This is a genomic window from Sphingobacterium sp. LZ7M1 (assembly GCF_024296865.1).
Lineage (GTDB): Bacteria > Bacteroidota > Bacteroidia > Sphingobacteriales > Sphingobacteriaceae > Sphingobacterium.
In genome coordinates this window covers 1007459-1024898 of sequence record NZ_CP101134.1, presented here as the reverse complement: position 1 = coordinate 1024898, position 17440 = coordinate 1007459, and the positions used below count along the sequence as shown (strand labels likewise).

The 17440-nt window shown below is 40.8% G+C and carries 17 protein-coding genes; 10 read left to right on the top strand and 7 right to left on the bottom strand.

All coding sequences use genetic code 11. The annotated features are described in order from the left end of the window. The first annotated feature begins 8 nt into the window (after positions 1 to 8). Genes NMK93_RS04315 through NMK93_RS04305 form a run of 3 tightly spaced genes read left to right on the top strand, consistent with a single transcriptional unit; the run spans position 9 to position 3614 of the window. Positions 9 to 830, top strand: coding sequence for a PH domain-containing protein (locus tag NMK93_RS04315; RefSeq protein WP_254529801.1), 822 nt, complete (start codon positions 9 to 11; stop codon positions 828 to 830). 4 nt (positions 831 to 834) lie between these two features. Then, positions 835 to 2439, top strand: a complete 1605-nt coding sequence (gene lnt / locus NMK93_RS04310) for an apolipoprotein N-acyltransferase (RefSeq protein WP_254529799.1) — start codon at positions 835 to 837, stop codon at positions 2437 to 2439. 41 nt (positions 2440 to 2480) lie between these two features. Next, positions 2481 to 3614, top strand: a complete 1134-nt coding sequence (locus NMK93_RS04305; RefSeq protein ID WP_254529797.1) for a cysteine desulfurase family protein — start codon at positions 2481 to 2483, stop codon at positions 3612 to 3614. A 55-nt stretch (positions 3615 to 3669) separates the two neighbouring features. Here the strand turns inward: NMK93_RS04305 and NMK93_RS04300 are convergent, their stop codons facing one another. The 3 genes from NMK93_RS04300 to NMK93_RS04290 all read right to left on the bottom strand — a co-directional run bounded on the left by NMK93_RS04300 (position 3670) and on the right by NMK93_RS04290 (position 5201). Beyond that, complete coding sequence (locus NMK93_RS04300) at positions 3670 to 4248, bottom strand: hypothetical protein (protein ID WP_254529795.1); 579 nt, start codon at positions 4246 to 4248, stop codon at positions 3670 to 3672. Between the two features lie 136 nt (positions 4249 to 4384). Further along, positions 4385 to 4801 (bottom strand): copper resistance protein NlpE, encoded by a 417-nt coding sequence (locus NMK93_RS04295; protein WP_185218218.1) that lies wholly within the window; start codon positions 4799 to 4801, stop codon positions 4385 to 4387. Between the two features lie 67 nt (positions 4802 to 4868). Then, positions 4869 to 5201 (bottom strand): tetratricopeptide repeat protein, encoded by a 333-nt coding sequence (locus tag NMK93_RS04290; RefSeq protein ID WP_185210498.1) that lies wholly within the window; start codon positions 5199 to 5201, stop codon positions 4869 to 4871. A 291-nt stretch (positions 5202 to 5492) separates the two neighbouring features. Here NMK93_RS04290 and NMK93_RS04285 point away from each other — a divergent pair, with 291 nt between their 5' ends. From NMK93_RS04285 to NMK93_RS04270, 4 genes are all read left to right on the top strand, one after another. Continuing rightward, entirely contained in the window at positions 5493 to 6224 is a 732-nt protein-coding gene (locus NMK93_RS04285; protein WP_185218220.1) for an electron transfer flavoprotein subunit beta/FixA family protein, read from the top strand. A 26-nt stretch (positions 6225 to 6250) separates the two neighbouring features. Beyond that, the gene (locus NMK93_RS04280) at positions 6251 to 7225 is read left to right on the top strand and encodes an electron transfer flavoprotein subunit alpha/FixB family protein (protein ID WP_185218221.1); all 975 of its coding nucleotides are present in this window, start codon (positions 6251 to 6253) and stop codon (positions 7223 to 7225) included. Positions 7226 to 7329: 104 nt separating this feature from the next. Then, positions 7330 to 7983: a bifunctional nuclease family protein gene (locus NMK93_RS04275; protein WP_093098894.1), complete on the top strand. Its 654-nt coding sequence runs from the start codon at positions 7330 to 7332 to the stop codon at positions 7981 to 7983. A 32-nt stretch (positions 7984 to 8015) separates the two neighbouring features. After that, positions 8016 to 9371 carry a nucleoside permease gene (locus tag NMK93_RS04270; RefSeq protein WP_093098893.1) on the top strand — a complete coding sequence of 452 codons (1356 nt, stop codon included), beginning with the start codon at positions 8016 to 8018 and terminating at the stop codon, positions 9369 to 9371. Between the two features lie 309 nt (positions 9372 to 9680). On the opposite strand, the gene NMK93_RS04265 is transcribed toward NMK93_RS04270, so the two are convergent. The 3 genes from NMK93_RS04265 to NMK93_RS04255 all read right to left on the bottom strand — a co-directional run bounded on the left by NMK93_RS04265 (position 9681) and on the right by NMK93_RS04255 (position 13974). Further along, positions 9681 to 9926, bottom strand: coding sequence for a hypothetical protein (locus tag NMK93_RS04265; RefSeq protein WP_254529793.1), 246 nt, complete (start codon positions 9924 to 9926; stop codon positions 9681 to 9683). 60 nt (positions 9927 to 9986) lie between these two features. Continuing rightward, positions 9987 to 11153, bottom strand: a complete 1167-nt coding sequence (locus tag NMK93_RS04260; RefSeq protein WP_185210501.1) for a hypothetical protein — start codon at positions 11151 to 11153, stop codon at positions 9987 to 9989. Between the two features lie 70 nt (positions 11154 to 11223). Beyond that, positions 11224 to 13974, bottom strand: coding sequence for a TonB-dependent receptor (locus NMK93_RS04255; protein WP_254529791.1), 2751 nt, complete (start codon positions 13972 to 13974; stop codon positions 11224 to 11226). 176 nt (positions 13975 to 14150) lie between these two features. Here NMK93_RS04255 and NMK93_RS04250 point away from each other — a divergent pair, with 176 nt between their 5' ends. The 3 genes from NMK93_RS04250 to NMK93_RS04240 are packed head-to-tail and all read left to right on the top strand — an operon-like array spanning position 14151 to position 16724. Next, positions 14151 to 14798, top strand: a complete 648-nt coding sequence (locus tag NMK93_RS04250; protein ID WP_254529789.1) for an ABC transporter ATP-binding protein — start codon at positions 14151 to 14153, stop codon at positions 14796 to 14798. Between the two features lies 1 nt (position 14799). After that, positions 14800 to 16236 (top strand): ABC transporter permease, encoded by a 1437-nt coding sequence (locus NMK93_RS04245; protein WP_254529787.1) that lies wholly within the window; start codon positions 14800 to 14802, stop codon positions 16234 to 16236. Then, positions 16236 to 16724: a hypothetical protein gene (locus NMK93_RS04240; RefSeq protein WP_237219546.1), complete on the top strand. Its 489-nt coding sequence runs from the start codon at positions 16236 to 16238 to the stop codon at positions 16722 to 16724. Before NMK93_RS04245 ends, NMK93_RS04240 begins: the two co-directional genes overlap by 1 nt. On the opposite strand, the gene NMK93_RS04235 is transcribed toward NMK93_RS04240, so the two are convergent. Further along, positions 16721 to 17440, bottom strand: coding sequence for a 16S rRNA (uracil(1498)-N(3))-methyltransferase (locus NMK93_RS04235; RefSeq protein ID WP_254529785.1), 720 nt, complete (start codon positions 17438 to 17440; stop codon positions 16721 to 16723). The genes NMK93_RS04240 and NMK93_RS04235 overlap by 4 nt on opposite strands.

Below are 17440 nucleotides of genomic sequence, written 5' to 3'. Positions count from 1 at the left end.
TCAAATCAATGGAAAATTATCAAATCGACAAATTTGTTCAGGATGGACAGGATCCAAAAGTGGTAGAAAAGATCCATGGAAAGATTTTGGATATGTTGACCCCTGGAGAATCCATTAATTATATAGCCCTGCAAAAGAAACCGGCCGTGAACTTATTGCCGGATAGCATTACCCTTTCTAACAGGAGAATCTTTCTGTGTGAGTTCACAAAATTGGGTCTTGCTACCAACTTCGAGATCTTCCCTTGGAAGGATATTAAGGATATTGCATTTAAAGAGGAGATCTTTGGCTCCAAGGTTACTGTTATCCCTTTTACCGGCGAGAACTTAACGATTGATTATATCCCAAAGATACAGGCCAGGAAGTTGTACCAACTGATAAAAGATGCTTTAGCTAATCTGCAGAACCAGAAAAATGAAGCTAAAGAAAGTACTCCTGTTTATGGCAATAAACCAGCCTACAGTAATCCTGTGGTTAGTCCGGAAGAGAAGGTTGAACCTGTTAAACCAGCTGAAGCTACAAAACCTGTTGAAGCTGAAAAACCTGTTGAACTTCCAAGGTTTGAGGAAAGACCTAGCTTGAATTCTATGTTTGCCCAACAAAACCAACAAGCTCAGGCTCCAAAACAAGAACCTCAAAGCTATCAACAGCCAACTTCTTTCAACTCGCCAGCCCCAGCGTCACCTACGCCTAGTCCGGAAGTGCATAAAGCTGAAGAGGATGATGAAATCACTTTAAAATTAAAGAAATTAAAGAGCTTGTATGACAAGCAGCTTATTACCCAAGCCGAATATGAAACAAAGAAGGCCGAAGTTTTAAGCCAATTATAATAGCATGAAAAACAATTACCTACTAGCCAGTCTAAGTGCTATATTACTGTGGCTGGCTTGGCCCCCTATCCCATATTCTAGCTTTCTACTTTTTATTGCTTTTGTACCCCTATTGGTCGCTGTTGAAAACGTGATCCGCGGGGACTATAAAAAGAAAGGCCGTAAGATATTTGGTCTAGCGTTTCTGACAGGTGTCATCTGGAATACCGCATCCATTTATTGGGTATTTAATGCCATGAATGCTGTATTAGATGTATTTCCATCGTTTATGGTTTCTTTGATTCCATTTACCCTGGCGCCTCTCTTAATGGCTCTGGCATTTAATCTTTACTACCAGATGCGCAAAAGGAACAACATCATGCTGAGCTTTATGGGGCTTGTATCCTTTTGGATGGCATATGAATACCTGCACCAGACTTGGGAACTTGCGTTTCCTTGGATGACATTAGGGAATGGATTTGCCAATTTCCATCAACTGGTTCAATGGTATAGCATTACTGGTGTATATGGTGGAACTTTGTGGATTTGGATAGCTAATATCATTGTATTCCTGTGGTATTGGCAAAGGAAGGAAAAGGTAGAGGTCTATAGCCAGAAACTGCTATTAGGTTCATTGGCTGGCTGGATTCTCGTTCCTGCTATTGGATCTTTAATTGTCTACAGCACTTACGAAGAACATGTCAACCCTTCGGAAATTGTAACTGTCCAACCAAATATTGATCCTTACGGTAAATTTGGGTCAATTACCCCAGAGGAGCAATTAAAAACCCTAACCGATCTTTCGCAAAAGGTAGCAAAACTAAATACCGAGTTTTTTATTTGGCCTGAAACCGCAATATCAGGATCTAATGGAATCAATGAGGAGGAGTTTCGGGAATATGACCAGTACAATAAGATCCTTGAATTCTTGGAGCCTTATCACAATGGAAATGTGCTTTCAGGGATAGAAAGTTACCAGATCTATGAAGATCAGAAGACCTTGACCGCAAGACCGATCGGTAATGTTTTTTATGACAGCTTCAATGCTGCAGTATTGGTGGATGGTTCTAGTAAGCTGCAATTTTACCATAAATCTAAATTGGTACCGGGGGCGGAGAAAACTCCTTTTGGAAAAACCTTGTCATTCTTAACCCCACTGTTCAAGCATTTTGGTGGTACTACGGGTGGGTATGGTAGCCAAGAAGAACCCTCTGTCTTTTATTCTGCCAGTGGGATCGGCGCTGCACCTGTAATCTGTTATGAATCCATTTGGGGGAATTATGTAGCTGAATATATTAAAAAAGGAGCCCAATTTATTGCCGTCATCACCAATGATGGATGGTGGGGAGATACTTCAGGAAAGGACCAACACCTTCAATACGCTAAACTTAGGGCCATTGAGAACCGCAGATGGGTAGTTCGATCAGCCAATACAGGTATTTCTGGCTTTATTAACCAACGTGGGGATATTGTCCAAAAAAGTTCTTGGTGGGTGCCGACTGCGCTGTCTCAGGAAATCAATTTGAATGAAGACCTTACTTTCTATACAAAATATAGTGATTTAATAGTCTATTTATCATTCGTAACAGGCTTAATATCAATAGGCTTAATGATTGTCAGAAAAAAATAAATATAACAGAATTATCCTATTGAATAATTATATTTGCCGCCATGCAAGTTTATTTTGATAATGCCGCCACCACTGCCTTAGATAAAGAAGTTATCGAGGTAATGGTTCAGATGTTGAACGAGAATTTTGGAAATCCATCGTCCATCCATGCACATGGCCGAGAAATGAAGACCATTGTTGAAAAAGCAAGAAGAACAGTCGCTAAATTATTGAATGCATCACCTTCCGAGATATTCTTTACCTCCGGAGGAACTGAAGCAGACAACATGGCTATCGTTCGTGCTATTGAAGCTTATAATATTACCCACGCAATCAGTTCACCAATTGAGCACCATGCTGTACTACACACGTTGGAAGAACTGGAAAAAGCTGGAAAAATTCATTTAGATCTTTTAGGCGTTGATGAAAAAGGAAATGTTGATCTTGGTCAACTAGAGGAGCTTTTGTCTAAAAACCCAAAGACCTTTGTTTCCTTGATGCATGCCAATAATGAATTAGGCAACTTAACTGACCTTAAAAAGGTTAGTGAGCTATGTGAGCAATTTGATGCCATCTTCCATTCAGACACCGTTCAGACGATGGGACATTATGCACATGACTTAGCAGACCTAAAAATCGACTTTATTACAGGTGCAGCTCATAAATTCCATGGACCTAAAGGTGTTGGATTCTTATATATCAATGCCCGCAATAAGATCAAACCGCTTATCTACGGAGGTGCTCAAGAGAGAAACATGCGCGGGGGCACAGAAAACGTTTATGGAATCGTGGGATTGGCAAAAGCATTGGAAATCGCTTATGCTGAAATGAACGAACACCAAACTTATATACAGTCCCTAAAGGATTATATGAAAGCTGAGTTGATCAAAGCCGTTCCAGATGTAAGATTCAATGGCGAGGTTGATTCAGATAAATCGTTGTACACTGTACTGAACGTATCCTTACCATGCACTAACATGGGCGACATGCTATTGTTCAACCTAGATATCAAGGGCGTTTCTGCATCAGGCGGAAGTGCTTGTAGTTCAGGTTCCGAAATAGGCTCGCACGTCCTTCAGGGAATTGGAGCTGATGGTACCAGACCATCTGTGAGGTTCTCTTTCAGCAAGTACAATACAAAAGAAGAAATAGACTTCGTGGTAGCAACAGTAAAAGAAATCTGTAACCATAAATAGGTCTCGTACGATAATATTAAAAAGGCTGTTGCAGTGCAACAGCCTTTTTTTTTGACTAATCCTTATGTAATTTGACAAGGATATAATCTTCATCCTGTTTCAAGGATAGATGCAGTTCATTATTACCAAAATATAGAACTTTAAAAACAGTAAGATGCCTTTTTGTGGAATCATTCAGGATGAGCGCGGCTTCCGGTTGATCAATCCTCCAATTCACCTGCATTCTTTGGTTATATGATTCATCATAAACAGTGTTACGACAATGTGAATCAAAGGAATTAGCCTTATAGTATTGTTTCTCAAAAATTTCCGCTTTGCCATTAGGCTTAAAATTGATCTTAAAGAATTCCATTTTCTGTTCCACCTTACTTACTTTTTCGGGGCAAGGGGTTGCTTTAGATTGGAATTTTATCAGTTTAGCAATTTGATTGACCTTAGAATAATCCAGTTCAGATGATAGGCCTTTGGGGTTGATATTATTGTCATAATATTCATAGGCTGTCCATTGCCCTGTTATTTCCAATGGATCGACTGTATTCTCCTCTTCATTCACTACTACCTGAAAAATACTGCCTATGGATACCAATAGCAAGAGCAAAACGGGCATCATCATAAAAGATAATTTGGTTTTCATCTTTTAATAATTAGTGTTATCCAAAGATAATCAACCCACTAAGCGAAAAAAATACCTAGCATTAGGTATTCCTCAAAATAAATATTAATAAAAGTGTGGGGAGTAGTTCCATAAAAAAACCTGCTATTGCAGGTTTTTATTTTATTTTTTGAAGGACATATTTTTCGGCAAGATCGCCTTTTATTTCCTTGCCAGAGAGATCTAATTGATTGAGTTGGTCCTTAGATATCTTAAAGCTATAATCTACATTCTCTAAACTCAAAATATCCTGGTCAACCTTCCATTTTCCGGTACTTTCAAATACCTCAGCACTTTTGCCGACATATTCATACCGCATGGAGTAATTTTTATTCTTATCTAAGCTAAGTACTGTTGCAATTGTAGTACAATCTGCACAAGGTAATTTACCCTCATAGGTACCAACGATTGCCAAACCTTTCACTGCATTATCTTCGGCAGCAACAAGCTGATTGACGTTGGATTTGTTGTTAATACAACTAAATCCAAAGATCAGCATGATCAATCCGATTAATGACAGTGTTAATACTCGCATAATTTTCTTCCTTGCCAGAAAAAATGCAAAAAAGATACCACAAATCTATTTTTTAGAAAATTTAACATTAATCGTCTTCATCGAGCAGCCCATTAGCCATAAGCATGGCATTTTTCAGTTCATTAAGCGCATGAAAATTTCTTTTTTGCTGAGCAACCAGAACTCCCTTTTCATAAATTTCAAGTGCCGAGTCCTTCTCCCCCTCGCCTTCCAAAAACTTTCCAAAATGATAATAGGTACCTACATAATCAGCGTGGGAATGTACAAGGTCTTCAAATCCATTTCTTGCACTTTGTTTATCTCCCAACTTAACAAACTCCATGGTCAGGGCATACTTTAAAAAAGGATCGTTTGGGCTTTCTCTTAAAAAATTCTGTAACTGTGCTAATCTGCTTTCCATAAACAAAAGTAATCAATATTTAGAAATGCAAAAGCATTGCTCCCGCGGAATAGAATTACTATGCTAGCATACAAAATGACAAATCAATGACTATTAGATAATCGCATCAAAACCAATGATGTATTAATATATTAAAATAAAAATATATGGTTAATTAAATTTATAATATTTTTTATACAATTTTGATGTTATTTTGATAATTAACAATTATCTAACAGTTCCTGAAAATCGAGGAAACACAGCTTTGAAATGCTCCTTAATTAATGTAGGTTTGTGTAAAACGTTTGAATTATGAGAATATTAGTATGTATAAGTAATGTCCCTGACACCACTTCAAAAATAACATTCAGCAACGATAATACGGTTTTTAACAGCAATGGTATTCAGTATATCATTAATCCATATGATGAGATTGCATTATCTAGAGCAGTTGAATTGGCGGAAGGTGGCAAAGGTACGGTCACTGTAATCAATGTTGGTGATGCTAGCACAGAACCTACCATCAGAAAGGCATTGGCAATTGGTGCGGATGATGCAGTTCGCGTAAATTCTCAACCTAGAGACGCTTGGTTTGTAGCCAATCAGATTGCCAACTACGCAAAAGAACAAAACTTTGACCTGATCTTAACGGGTCGTGAGTCCATAGACTATAACGGCGCACAAGTTGCTGCCCTATTAGGCGAGCTATTGAACCTACCTTCGGTTTCCATTGCAAAGAAATTAGATATCCAAGATAACAATGCGACTATTGACCGTGAAATTGAAGGCGGTAAAGAAGTATTGACCGTTTCACTACCGGTGGTGGTCGGTACTGCTGAAGGAGTTGCAGAACCAAAGATCCCGAATATGCGCGGCATTATGGGAGCAAGGACCAAACCTCTTCAAGTTGTGGAACCAATAGCAGTAAATGAATTGTCCAATATCGCGAAATTCGAATCACCTGCTCCAAGGGGCGCTGTGAAACTGGTAGAAGATGTGGACCAATTGGTTCAGTTACTTCGTTCCGAAGCAAAAGTTATTTAATTCATTTACCCCATTAAGAAATAATCATGGCAATTTTAGTATATATAGAAAATACAGAAGGTACATTAAAGAAGTCGGCATTTGAGGTCGCTTCTTATGCCAAAGCTATTGCTGACCAATTAGGCGATACTGTAACCGCCCTTTCCATTGGGAATGTGGACAGGTCAGAATTAGAAAAATTGGGCAAATACGGCGTATCCAAAGTTTTGGATGCCAACCAAGACAAGTTGAAGAACTTTGTGAACAAAGCATACGCATCCATTATAGCATCTGCTGCAAAGCAGGAAAATGCGAAGGTTGTTGTCCTTTCCAATTCATTTAGTGGAAAAGGATTGGGGCCGAGGGTTGCCGCTAAACTAGATGCAGGTTTTGCTGATGGTGCGATCAACCTTCCTACCTTCAATGGAGAACAAATGGAAGTTAAAAAGACTGCATTCTCCAACAAAGCCTTTGCAACCGAAGTGATCAGCTCAGCGGTCAAGGTGATTGCCGTCAACCCAAATGCTTTCGATTTGAAAGAAACAGGAGGCTCAGCAGAGATCGTAGACTTTACACCTGATCTGAACGACCAAGATTTTAATGTTATGGTCAAAGAGATTGTCCGAGCAACGGATAAAATCTCCCTTCCGGAAGCAGAAATCGTGGTTTCCGCAGGCCGTGGTATGAAAGGACCAGAAAACTGGGGAATGATCGAGGAATTAGCCAATGTGCTTGGTGCTGCAACAGCCTGTTCAAAACCTGTTTCCGATGCCGGTTGGAGACCCCATTCAGAACACGTAGGACAAACAGGTATTGTGGTCAGCCCGAATCTCTATATCGCTATCGGTATTTCTGGAGCTATCCAGCATTTAGCGGGAGTAAGCTCATCAAAAAACATTGTTGTCATCAACAAAGACCCAGAAGCACCGTTCTTTAAAGTGGCGGATTATGGAATCGTAGGAGACGCCTTCGAAATCGTTCCAAAGCTGACGGAAGCTATCAAAAACTTAAAAAACAACTAGGAATAACTAAACAATGAACGAGTGGCCTTGCCTAAAAAAACGCAAGGTCACTTTTTTTTTGCTGTTAATATTCCCATCTTTGTAATCACGTTAACGTGTTATCGATGAAGAAAATCAAGTTAGATATTGTAGGCTTATCTTATAGCCAGACCCAGTCTGGAGCGTATGCCCTGGTTCTGGGAGAGGTAGGAGGTAACCGAAGACTACCTGTCATCATTGGCGGCTTTGAGGCGCAATCCATTGCCGTTGAAATTGAAAAAATGACCCCAAGCAGGCCCCTAACCCATGATCTATTCAAATCTTTCGCGGAAACCTTTAAGATAAAATTAGAAGAAGTCCTGATCTACAACCTGGTTGATGGGATCTTCTTTGCCAAATTGATCTGTACGGATGGAGAGCAGACTTCTGAAATCGATGCCCGTACTTCGGATGCCGTCGCACTTGCTGTACGCTTCGAATGTCCGATCTATACCTATGATTTTATCATGAATACAGCCGGAATCGTGATCGAAGGAAATGACTTTGCCTTTCTGGAAAACATCGAAAACGTAGGAAACTATAAACAATCGGACACTCCAACCGAGGAAAAAGAAAAAGAACAGGAAAGCGTTGAAAAAGAACCAGCAAAAAACAAACCATCACCTTACGCTTCCCTAACGCTGGAACAACTTGAAAAAACCCTGGAAAAAGCTATCGAAAACGAACAGTATGAGACGGCTGCCAAAATCAGGGACGAAATAGAAAAACGAAAATCTTAATTTCTACCTACAATAACTAATAGCAAAATACGATGTCTATTAAACTGAGGTTAACGATCATGAACTTCCTGCAATTCTTCGTCTGGGGAGCATGGTTGATTACTATAGCAAACTATTGGTTTGGGACTAAAAACTGGGGTGGTACCGAATTCGGAGCCATTTTCTCAACCATGGGCATTGCATCTTTATTTATGCCTACTCTGATGGGTATCATTGCCGACCGCTGGGTCAATGCCGAAAAACTTTATGTAGCCTTACACTTGCTTTACGCAGCCTGTCTGATCTATCTTGCCCAAGTGCAGGACCCTGGATCATTCTTTACGGTCATGTTGCTCAGTATGTGCTGCTACATGCCTACTTTAGCCCTGTCCAACTCCATTGCCTATACAGCACTCAACCAAGGCAATTACGACCTGATCAAGGCCTTCCCTCCCATCCGCGTATGGGGAACGGTTGGTTTTATCGCGGCCATGTGGATGACAAACCTGAGTGGAAGTAAAGCAACAGAGGGGCAATTCTATATTGCTGCCGGAGGTTCCATCCTATTAGGGCTCTATTCCTTGATCTACCTACCTAAGTGTCCACCGCAAAGACATATACAAGAAAATGCAAGCTTTTCCCAGATCATGGGACTCGAGGCTTTCAAGCTCTTCGGAAACTTTAAGATGGCCATGTTCTTTATCTTCTCCATGTTCTTGGGTGCAGCCTTACAACTGACCAATGCATATGGCGATGTGTTCTTGGATGAATTCAAGTTCTATCCAAAATATGTAGATTCCTTTGTGGTGAAGTATTCCACCATTATCATGTCGATATCGCAGATCTCTGAAACCTTGTTTATCCTTGCCATTCCATTTTTCCTCAAAAGGTTTGGTATCAAACAGGTCATGTTGATCGCCATGGTGGCTTGGGTGCTACGTTTTGGACTATTCGCCTATGGAAACCCTTCCACTGGCCTATGGATGATCATTATGTCCTGTGTAGTCTATGGAATGGCCTTTGACTTTTTCAATATTTCAGGTTCCCTATTCGTGGAGACCAATACCAATAACAAGATCCGTTCATCAGCACAAGGATTGTTCATGATGATGACCAACGGATTTGGAGCCGTATTTGGCTCTTGGGTGTCCGGATGGATCATTGATAGGTTCTACACCCTTTCGTTCAACGACAGCGCTTCTTTAGCCTCTTTCTTGGACACCACAGCCGACAATGGTTCCCTGCAAAAATTCATCAGCTCCAGAGGGGTGAATGTCAGCAATGGAATCTTTGATCAGGTCATTCACTTAAAGGACTGGCACCATATATGGATCGCCTTTGCCCTATATACCTTGGTAATAGCCATACTCTTTGCCATTTTGTTCAGACACAAACATGAGGTGAAGTAGTATTTAGTATAAAGTATTTAGTATTTAGACTTGATGATATAAGGCCTGACAGATGCTGTCAGGCTTTTCTGTTTGTATACATATTTTGGGAAGGGTAGCATAGGTATAAAGTAGGCCAATACGGGTCAAATGTCATAAAAATCTCTGATCATCTCATTTTTGTCATCATAATCTAATCCATCTGTTAAAAGATGTTAAGAGCTGTTATGCGAAATACAATCGGCATATGCTTTGCGTTATAGATAGTACAAACAGAGTAAAAAAGAGTAAAGAGTAAAAATTTCATAATTTAGGTTAATAATTGGTTAGTTAAAATCCTGAGGTTCCCCGCCCCAGGATTTTTTTATTGGATAAATCACTAACCGATATCAACTTACCCCAATTAAGCTTGATACCTATATAGCGATATATTGGCCATAATCTTGGTCTATCCTCCCATCCTTCCCATCCTGGTTCATAGCCATAATCTAGGCCTATCCTCCCATCCTTGCTATCCTGGTTCATAGCCAGATCTTGGTCTATCCTCCCATCCTTTCCATCCTGGTTCAAACCCAAAAAAAAAGACCGCCATGCAGGCGGTCCTTTGTATTTGATAAACTATTTAGTACTATGTTCTTAGAATTGGAATTTAGTCCAAGCAAAAGCATTTACATCAGCACCTTTAGAAGCATCTTTAGTTAACAATGCATTTACAGGATTAACGATTTTCGCTTTGTCTAAACCATTAGCTGGATCAAAGTTGTAGCTAATTGAAGTTTCTGGGTTAGCGCCATCTGTATCGATCAATACATAAGGAGTAGTTCCAGGACCAAATTTAACGAATGCGTTAGTGATAGTCGCTTTAGCACCTCTTCTGATTTTGAAAACCTCTTTGTTCATTACCAATGAAACTTTACCATCTTGTCCTTTGATATCAGCTGCATTGACAACGATAGTCATTCCATTTACCTTGAAATTTGATTGGTTAACGTGGGTTGGGTTTTTACCGTCAAAGTTTCCATCAGCTTCGATACCTCTTGGATCCTCAGTAGCATCAGAGTAACCTTTCATACGGATACCGTAAGCGTTTGTGATTGTACCGCTATAACCTTCAGTAAAGTCAAACATATCATCTGAACAGTTCTCAACCAAAATGTTTGTAGCATTTACTGTACCTCCGAAGAATTCGATTGCATCATCAGCTCCATATCTTAAGTGAAGGTTAGAAAGTTTTGTACCATTACCAACACCGTTCAATGTTAAACCATTGTGCTCTTTGTTTGAGTCCATACGAGCACCGGTATATTCGATCTTCACGTAGTTAAGTACACCTGAGTTGTCAGCTGGATTGTCACCACCATATTTTACAGTTGCATCCATCTCTGTAGTGTTTTGTGTCACTACACCTGCAGGACCTGAAAGAGGAGCTTTACCATTGATGATTACTCCACCCCAGTCACCTTCTTTTGGTGTAGCTGAAGCTGATGTAAACACAACTGGTTTTTCTGCTGTTCCTTCTGCAACGATTTTACCTCCTGGTTTTACCAACAAGAATACACTCGTTCCACCGCTCTTCGCTTTGATAGTAGTCCCAGCTGGGATCTCTAAAGTAGCGCCAGACTCAACGTACAATGCACCTGTTAAATTGTAAGTAACGTTCGCATCTAATTTTGTGTTCTTGTCAATCTTACCAATTAGATCCTGCTCACTTTTTGGAGTCGTTGGAGTTGGCACATTGGTGTCTGTACATGCTGTAAAAGCTAAAGCACTTGCTGCTAAAATCGAAAATAATTTTGTCTTCATAATCTTTTTATTTCTACACAAAGGAACCGTTAACAGTTAACCTTTCTGTTAGGTGAAAATTAATTTATTGTTAAAACTTATAAGAAATTCCTAGGTTAAAATCTACCCCTCTTTTGTACTGCTCAATCAGCACTTTTGGCGAGTCCCCACCAATCTCACGCGACAATTCCCTGTTCGGGTTCAAGATGTTCTCAATCTTTAAATTAACGCCAATACGCTTCTTAATCATCGCCTGAGTAACAAAATCTAAAGATGGAATACCTTTCTCCATGATGTTCTTGTACCCTGATGTACCATAGGAGAAAATACGATCCGAGAAATAGTTGAATACAACAGAAGGCGTCAAATCCACGTTAGCAAAAGCTAATTTATAGGTTAAGTCTGCGTTAACTAGCAATGGAGATGCTCCTTCCATTTGGTCAGACTCTTTATTGAAGGATCTTCCTTCCAGACTCAACTTCTGGTCCGAATGCAGATAAGAAACATTCAAGCCTCCTGACAATACGTTTTCTCCGTTGGCACCTGAAGTTTTGATCAAATCTTTCTTCAATTCCAATTCCGCACCGAATACGACCGCATCCTTACCGATGTTATAGAAACTCAATGTACTTCCTGATGAACCAGATTCAACCTTCGCAATTGGGTTTTTGATATTCTTGTAGAATAGACCAAGGGATACCAATTCTGAATTGCTAGGATAAAACTCCCATTTGAAATCTGCATTGATGCTCTCCGATGGATTCAATGCCGGGTTACCTTGGGTGAAGTTGTTATTACCTCTATATCTTACCGGCGCTAACTCAATAAACTGGGGAACGGTATAGGTTTTGGAACCTGAAGCTCTCAAGAACATATTTTCTGTCAAGGAATATTTCAAATTCAAACTTGGCAAGAAATAGTTCTTGTTGATTTTATTATAGTTAGAAGTTGAATAATCCGGTAGGTTGGTTTGATAACTTACAGATTGGAATACATTGTCCAAACGCAAGCCCAATACCGCTGTAAATTCAGGGGTAAACTGGTAGATTGCTGAAGCAATACCACTTTGGGTCCTTCTGCTACCTTTATAGTAGAAAGGGTTCAAGTTGCTTACATCTCCATCTCCACCTCTATTGGTTACCAAATCAAAATACTTTCTGTAACCTTCAGCACCAATGATAGCCTCGATATTGTTTAAATCTAATGGAGGCGCAGCAACGGCTCTTAATTGATGGTTGAATTCCCACCAATTGAAATTTCTGTTCACAAAGTTCCCGGTATAACCGAAGGAGATCTTTCTTTCCAGCCCTGATTCGTTATCCAGGTTATAGTTCAGGATCGCTTTTCCTATATAACCGGTTTCATCCATGTCCCCAAAGTATCTTTCATTCTCTCCAGCACTGTTTCTGGAAAGGTTAGTACCTGTGGCTTCCTTGGTTACCGCTCTGTTAATTCTACGATCTGGCTCATTGCCGATCACATTATTCATGGCCAAACCTAAATCTGCAGACCATTTTTCATTCAAGAATAGTTTGGACAATAATTGATTGACAAAAACATGGTTATCATTCACCTGTTGTCTTCTCATGTCAACTACGTCAGTCTTGGCATCACCCACATTCTCCTCAAATCCATGGAAATCACTTAAGTCCTGTCTTTGGTCATGGATATACAGGGAGTTAAAGCTCACATTGCTATTTCCCCAAGTGTACCTTAGGTTCAACATACCGGTTTGGGAAACGGTATATTCATTTCTCACGAAATCTTGGTTCAAGATCAAACGACCTTGGTCATCAGACTGCTGGATCTTTCCATTTGCATAACGGTATTTGGAATCCATACTGGCTGTGAAGAAAATGCTCAATGGATTGTTTCCAATCAATACCCTTTTATTTCCCAACAATTTGAAGTTTGAATTGAAAAGAGATCCTTGAGGATTAGGATTCCAGCTATTACCAAAATTATAGGTATCAAAACTGGTCATTTTTGGTTTTGAACCGCCAGGAAGGCTTCCAAACCAATTTGTTCCGTCAATTCTCCTGAAATTATCTGCACCAACCGTTTGCGAGTTAACTCCTCCGCCAACATTGATTTCAAAACTGTTTCCGGTAGCTTCCTTTGTAAAGATATCAACGTTTGCACCAGTCACATCTCCAGCAATATTCGAGTTGAAAGTCTTGTTTACATTAATGCTTTGGATCACATCTGAACTGAAGAAATCTAAAGAGATATTTTTATTCAATGGATCTTCCGAAGGTAATGGCAATCCGTTTAGGGAAGAAGAGTTGTAACGGTCGCCCAACCCGCGTACAAATACGTTCTTTACACCTTCTTGTCTCGATACACCCGCCATTTTAGTCAATGCTGCTCTTGCATCGCTAACCCCTTTTCTAGATAGCTCCTGTGCACCGATGGATTCTACCATCAGGTTGGATTTCTTTCTTTCTTCCAATAAGGCTAATTCTGTAAATTTTTCACGGCGTCTGGTCACCACCACTTCTTCGATCACCGCATCTGCATTTTTCAGCGCAAAGGACACAAACTCAGTGTCGCTAGACTGTAGCGTAAAGTTCATTTCTTGGGCGTCGTACCCCATTAGAGTCGCACGAATCAGATATTCTGCGGATTTATCGCTAGGTAAGGGGATAAAGAATTCACCTTTGTCATTCGTTGTTGTGCCCAACTGGGAGTTCGCAATTGTTACTGTAACACCTGCCAAAGGTTGGTAGGACTCCACGTCCACAACCGTCCCTTTTACTCCAAATGGTGCTTGCTGGGCATAGCTCATCATCACGCCGAAGCAAACAACCAACAATAAAAATACTCGTTTAATACAATTCATACAATGTTAATATTATGTTGCAAAAGTATAATCGCATTGTTACGTGAATATTAATACTCTATTATGTTAATATTAGTCTCTAGTTAATTAATTGTTAAGACACCTATCGGTCAAATTGTTACCCTTTAGATTGGGTTTAGCCAACAATTAGTGTTATTTTGCAACAAAGTTTTATTATGAGCGATTTTGTATTAAAAACCTCCAATTTATCTTATCAATACCCTAAAGGTCCCAAACTTTCTTTCCAAGATCTGCTGCTGGCCGATCAGCAACACACCTTGGTCTTAGGGGACTCAGGATCCGGAAAATCAACGCTATTGAACCTCATTGCAGGTTTTTCTTCTCCAACTACGGGAGAGGTCATCATCAATGGCCAAAATCTCTATCAACTTTCAGGAAGTGATCTGGATAAATTCAGGGCGCAAAACCTGGGATTTATTTTTCAGGAAGCTCATCTGCTCAAAAATCTCTCTGTAACAGAAAATATCAAACTGGCCCAAAGCCTTGCCGGACTTGCCGTGGATGAACAGGCCATTAAATCGCTATTGGAAAAACTGCAACTTGGCGGTTTTGGAAACAGGAGACCCAATGAGCTGAGCCGTGGTCAGGTACAGCGTGTTGCGATCGCCAGGGCGTTGATCAACAAGCCTTCGCTCCTGATCGCTGACGAACCTACCGCAGCCCTAGATGACAAGAATACCTTTCTGGTGGTGGAACTCATCAAGGGACTGGCCAAAGAACAAGGAAGCACCCTTTTGATCTCTACCCATGACAAAAGGTTAAAAGATGAATTTACTAACAACTATATACTAGCTGCGCAATAAGATGAATACATTACAATTAGTCTGGAAAAACATATCACAACAATGGGGCTCCACGCTGTTAAGTATCATCCTAACCGCATTCGGAGTAGCTATCTTGGTGAGTATCTATATTACCAGTGACACTTTTGAAAAACAACTGGACAGCAATAGCAAACAGGTTGACCTCGTTGTTGGTGCAAAAGGGAGCCCGTTACAATTGATCCTCAGCGCACTGTACCATGTGGACAACCCTACCGGGAACATTAAACTGGCAGAAGCTGAAAAGCTGATGGATAACCCTTTCATTGAAAAAGCTGTACCCATTTCACTGGGAGATAACTTCAAAGGCCACCGTATCGTTGGTACTGACACCAGCTTTATGGGCTTATATGAACTTCAATTGGCCGATGGTCAATTATGGAACAAAAGCTATGAGGTAGTCATAGGCAGTGAAACTGCCCGTAAAAACAAATTGAAATTAGGGGATAAAGTACACGGCGCACATGGTCTGGCCGAAAATGCCCATGTCCACGAAGAACATCCCTTTACAGTTGTCGGAATCCTGAAACCGTCGGGTTCTATCGTAGACAACCTGCTATTGACCAATTTAGAAAGTGTCTGGGATATCCATGGCATCGGTCACGAAGAACATGACCATGAGCACGATCATGTTGCAGAAGCCCACGATCACGACCATGCAGACCATGACCATGACGATCACGGGCATGAACATACAGCTACAGAGACCCATCAACATGATGACCATGCACACGACCATGCAGATCACGAACATGAAGAGATCGTAGCGGAAAAACCTAGCCCCCTTGCTCAAGCAACTCCGGATAGCCTAGTGACAGAACGCCCTAGGTCGGATGTATTCGTAAAGAGCATCGCTGATGATATCGTTCAGGACAAAGGATTGGAGATAACGGCCCTATTGGTCAAATTCAGCTCACCTGCTGCCATTGGTGTGGTCCCTAAGTTGGTCAACCAATCCACAAGCATGCAGGCAGCATCCCCAGCATTGGAAACAGCAAGATTGTTTTCTCTAATGGGTGTAGGCATCGATTCCCTTGAAATCTTGGCCTATGTCATCATGATCATCGCCGGACTGAGCGTATTTATCAGTCTTTATAATGCGCTTAAAGACAGAAAATATGACCTTGCCATCATGAGAACCTTAGGGGCAAGTAAGATTAAACTATTCACCATGTTGATTGTCGAAGGATTGGTAATAACCTTCATTGGCGGTATTGTCGGATTGTTCATTGGTCATATCGGCCTGTACCTGATCAGTACCCAGACCAGTCAGAGTGCAGACTTTATCCAGGCATTCCAGATATATAGTAAAGAATGGTTAATTTTGCTTACGGCTTGTTTAATTGGGGTGATCGCATCCCTTATTCCAGCAGTTAAAGCATACAACACAACAATTTCTACCATTTTAGGTAATAAGTAATGATGAGAAAGTTAATATTTACAGTATTCGTATTGATGATGACAGTGAGCTTTTCTAAAGCTCAAATCGGAAACTATAGCAATGAAACGCAAGTTCCAGATCATACTCCTATGATGAACGGTACTTGGGAAGCCATTGACAAGATGATGTACAAGGTGTCTACCGTGGGTAACAAAAAAGTGTATACCCCGACCTACCCACCTGCATTGAAGAAATTAGAGAACACCGTGGTTGATCTTCCAGGTTACATGGTTCCATTAGTGAGTGGCAGAAACCACAGCACCTATATGCTTTCGGTATTGCCGATCACCCAGTGTCAGTTCTGTGGTACCAATGGTATCCCCCCAATGGTGGAGATCTTTATGAAAAAAGGTACGGTGAAGTTTACGGATGAGCCGATCAAGATCAAAGGAAAGATGAAATTCAATCCTGAACCCTTGAAAGGTAATGCGGAAATTCAGATCGTGGATGCTGAACTCGTGAACTAACGGTTCAGTAAAGCAATTTCTGTACAAGCATACAAAGCAGCCGTTTCTGTGCGAAGTCTGGCCTCCCCAAGAGATACCGGAATAAATCCTGCAGAAATGGCTTTTTCTATTTCAGCGGGCGAGAAATCCCCCTCAGGGCCGATCAAGACCAAATACCGTTGCCCCTTTTCAAATTCCTGATTTAAGTATTTCTTTTCAGCGTCTTCCTCACAATGGGCAATTGCCTTGTTCAGGTCTTTTTCTGATTCAACCTTGCTCAGGAAGGTATCAAAACCTATAGCTTCATTTAGAAGGGGCATATAAGCCTTTAGGGACTGTTTCATCGCCGAGACGATGACTTTGTTCAGACGCTCGGTTTTGACCTCCTTACGCTCGGAATGCTCGCTGATGATGGGCGTAATTTCCTGGATTCCGATCTCGGTCGCCTTTTCCAAGAACCATTCGATACGATCGATGTTCTTGGTCGGTGCCACTGCAATATGTAAATGGTAATCCGGTTTTTGGAATTCTGGAGTATAATTTAAGATTCTCAGCTGCGTCCTTTTGGGATGTGCATCCGCTATCTCAGCTTCATAGAAACCACCTACCCCATCAATCAACTGTACCTGGTCGCCCACGTTCAATCGCAATACACGCACGGCATGCTTGCTTTCTTCCTCAGAAAGTTGAAATAAGCTTTGATCGGGCTTTAAATCCGCTGTATAGAATAAATGCAC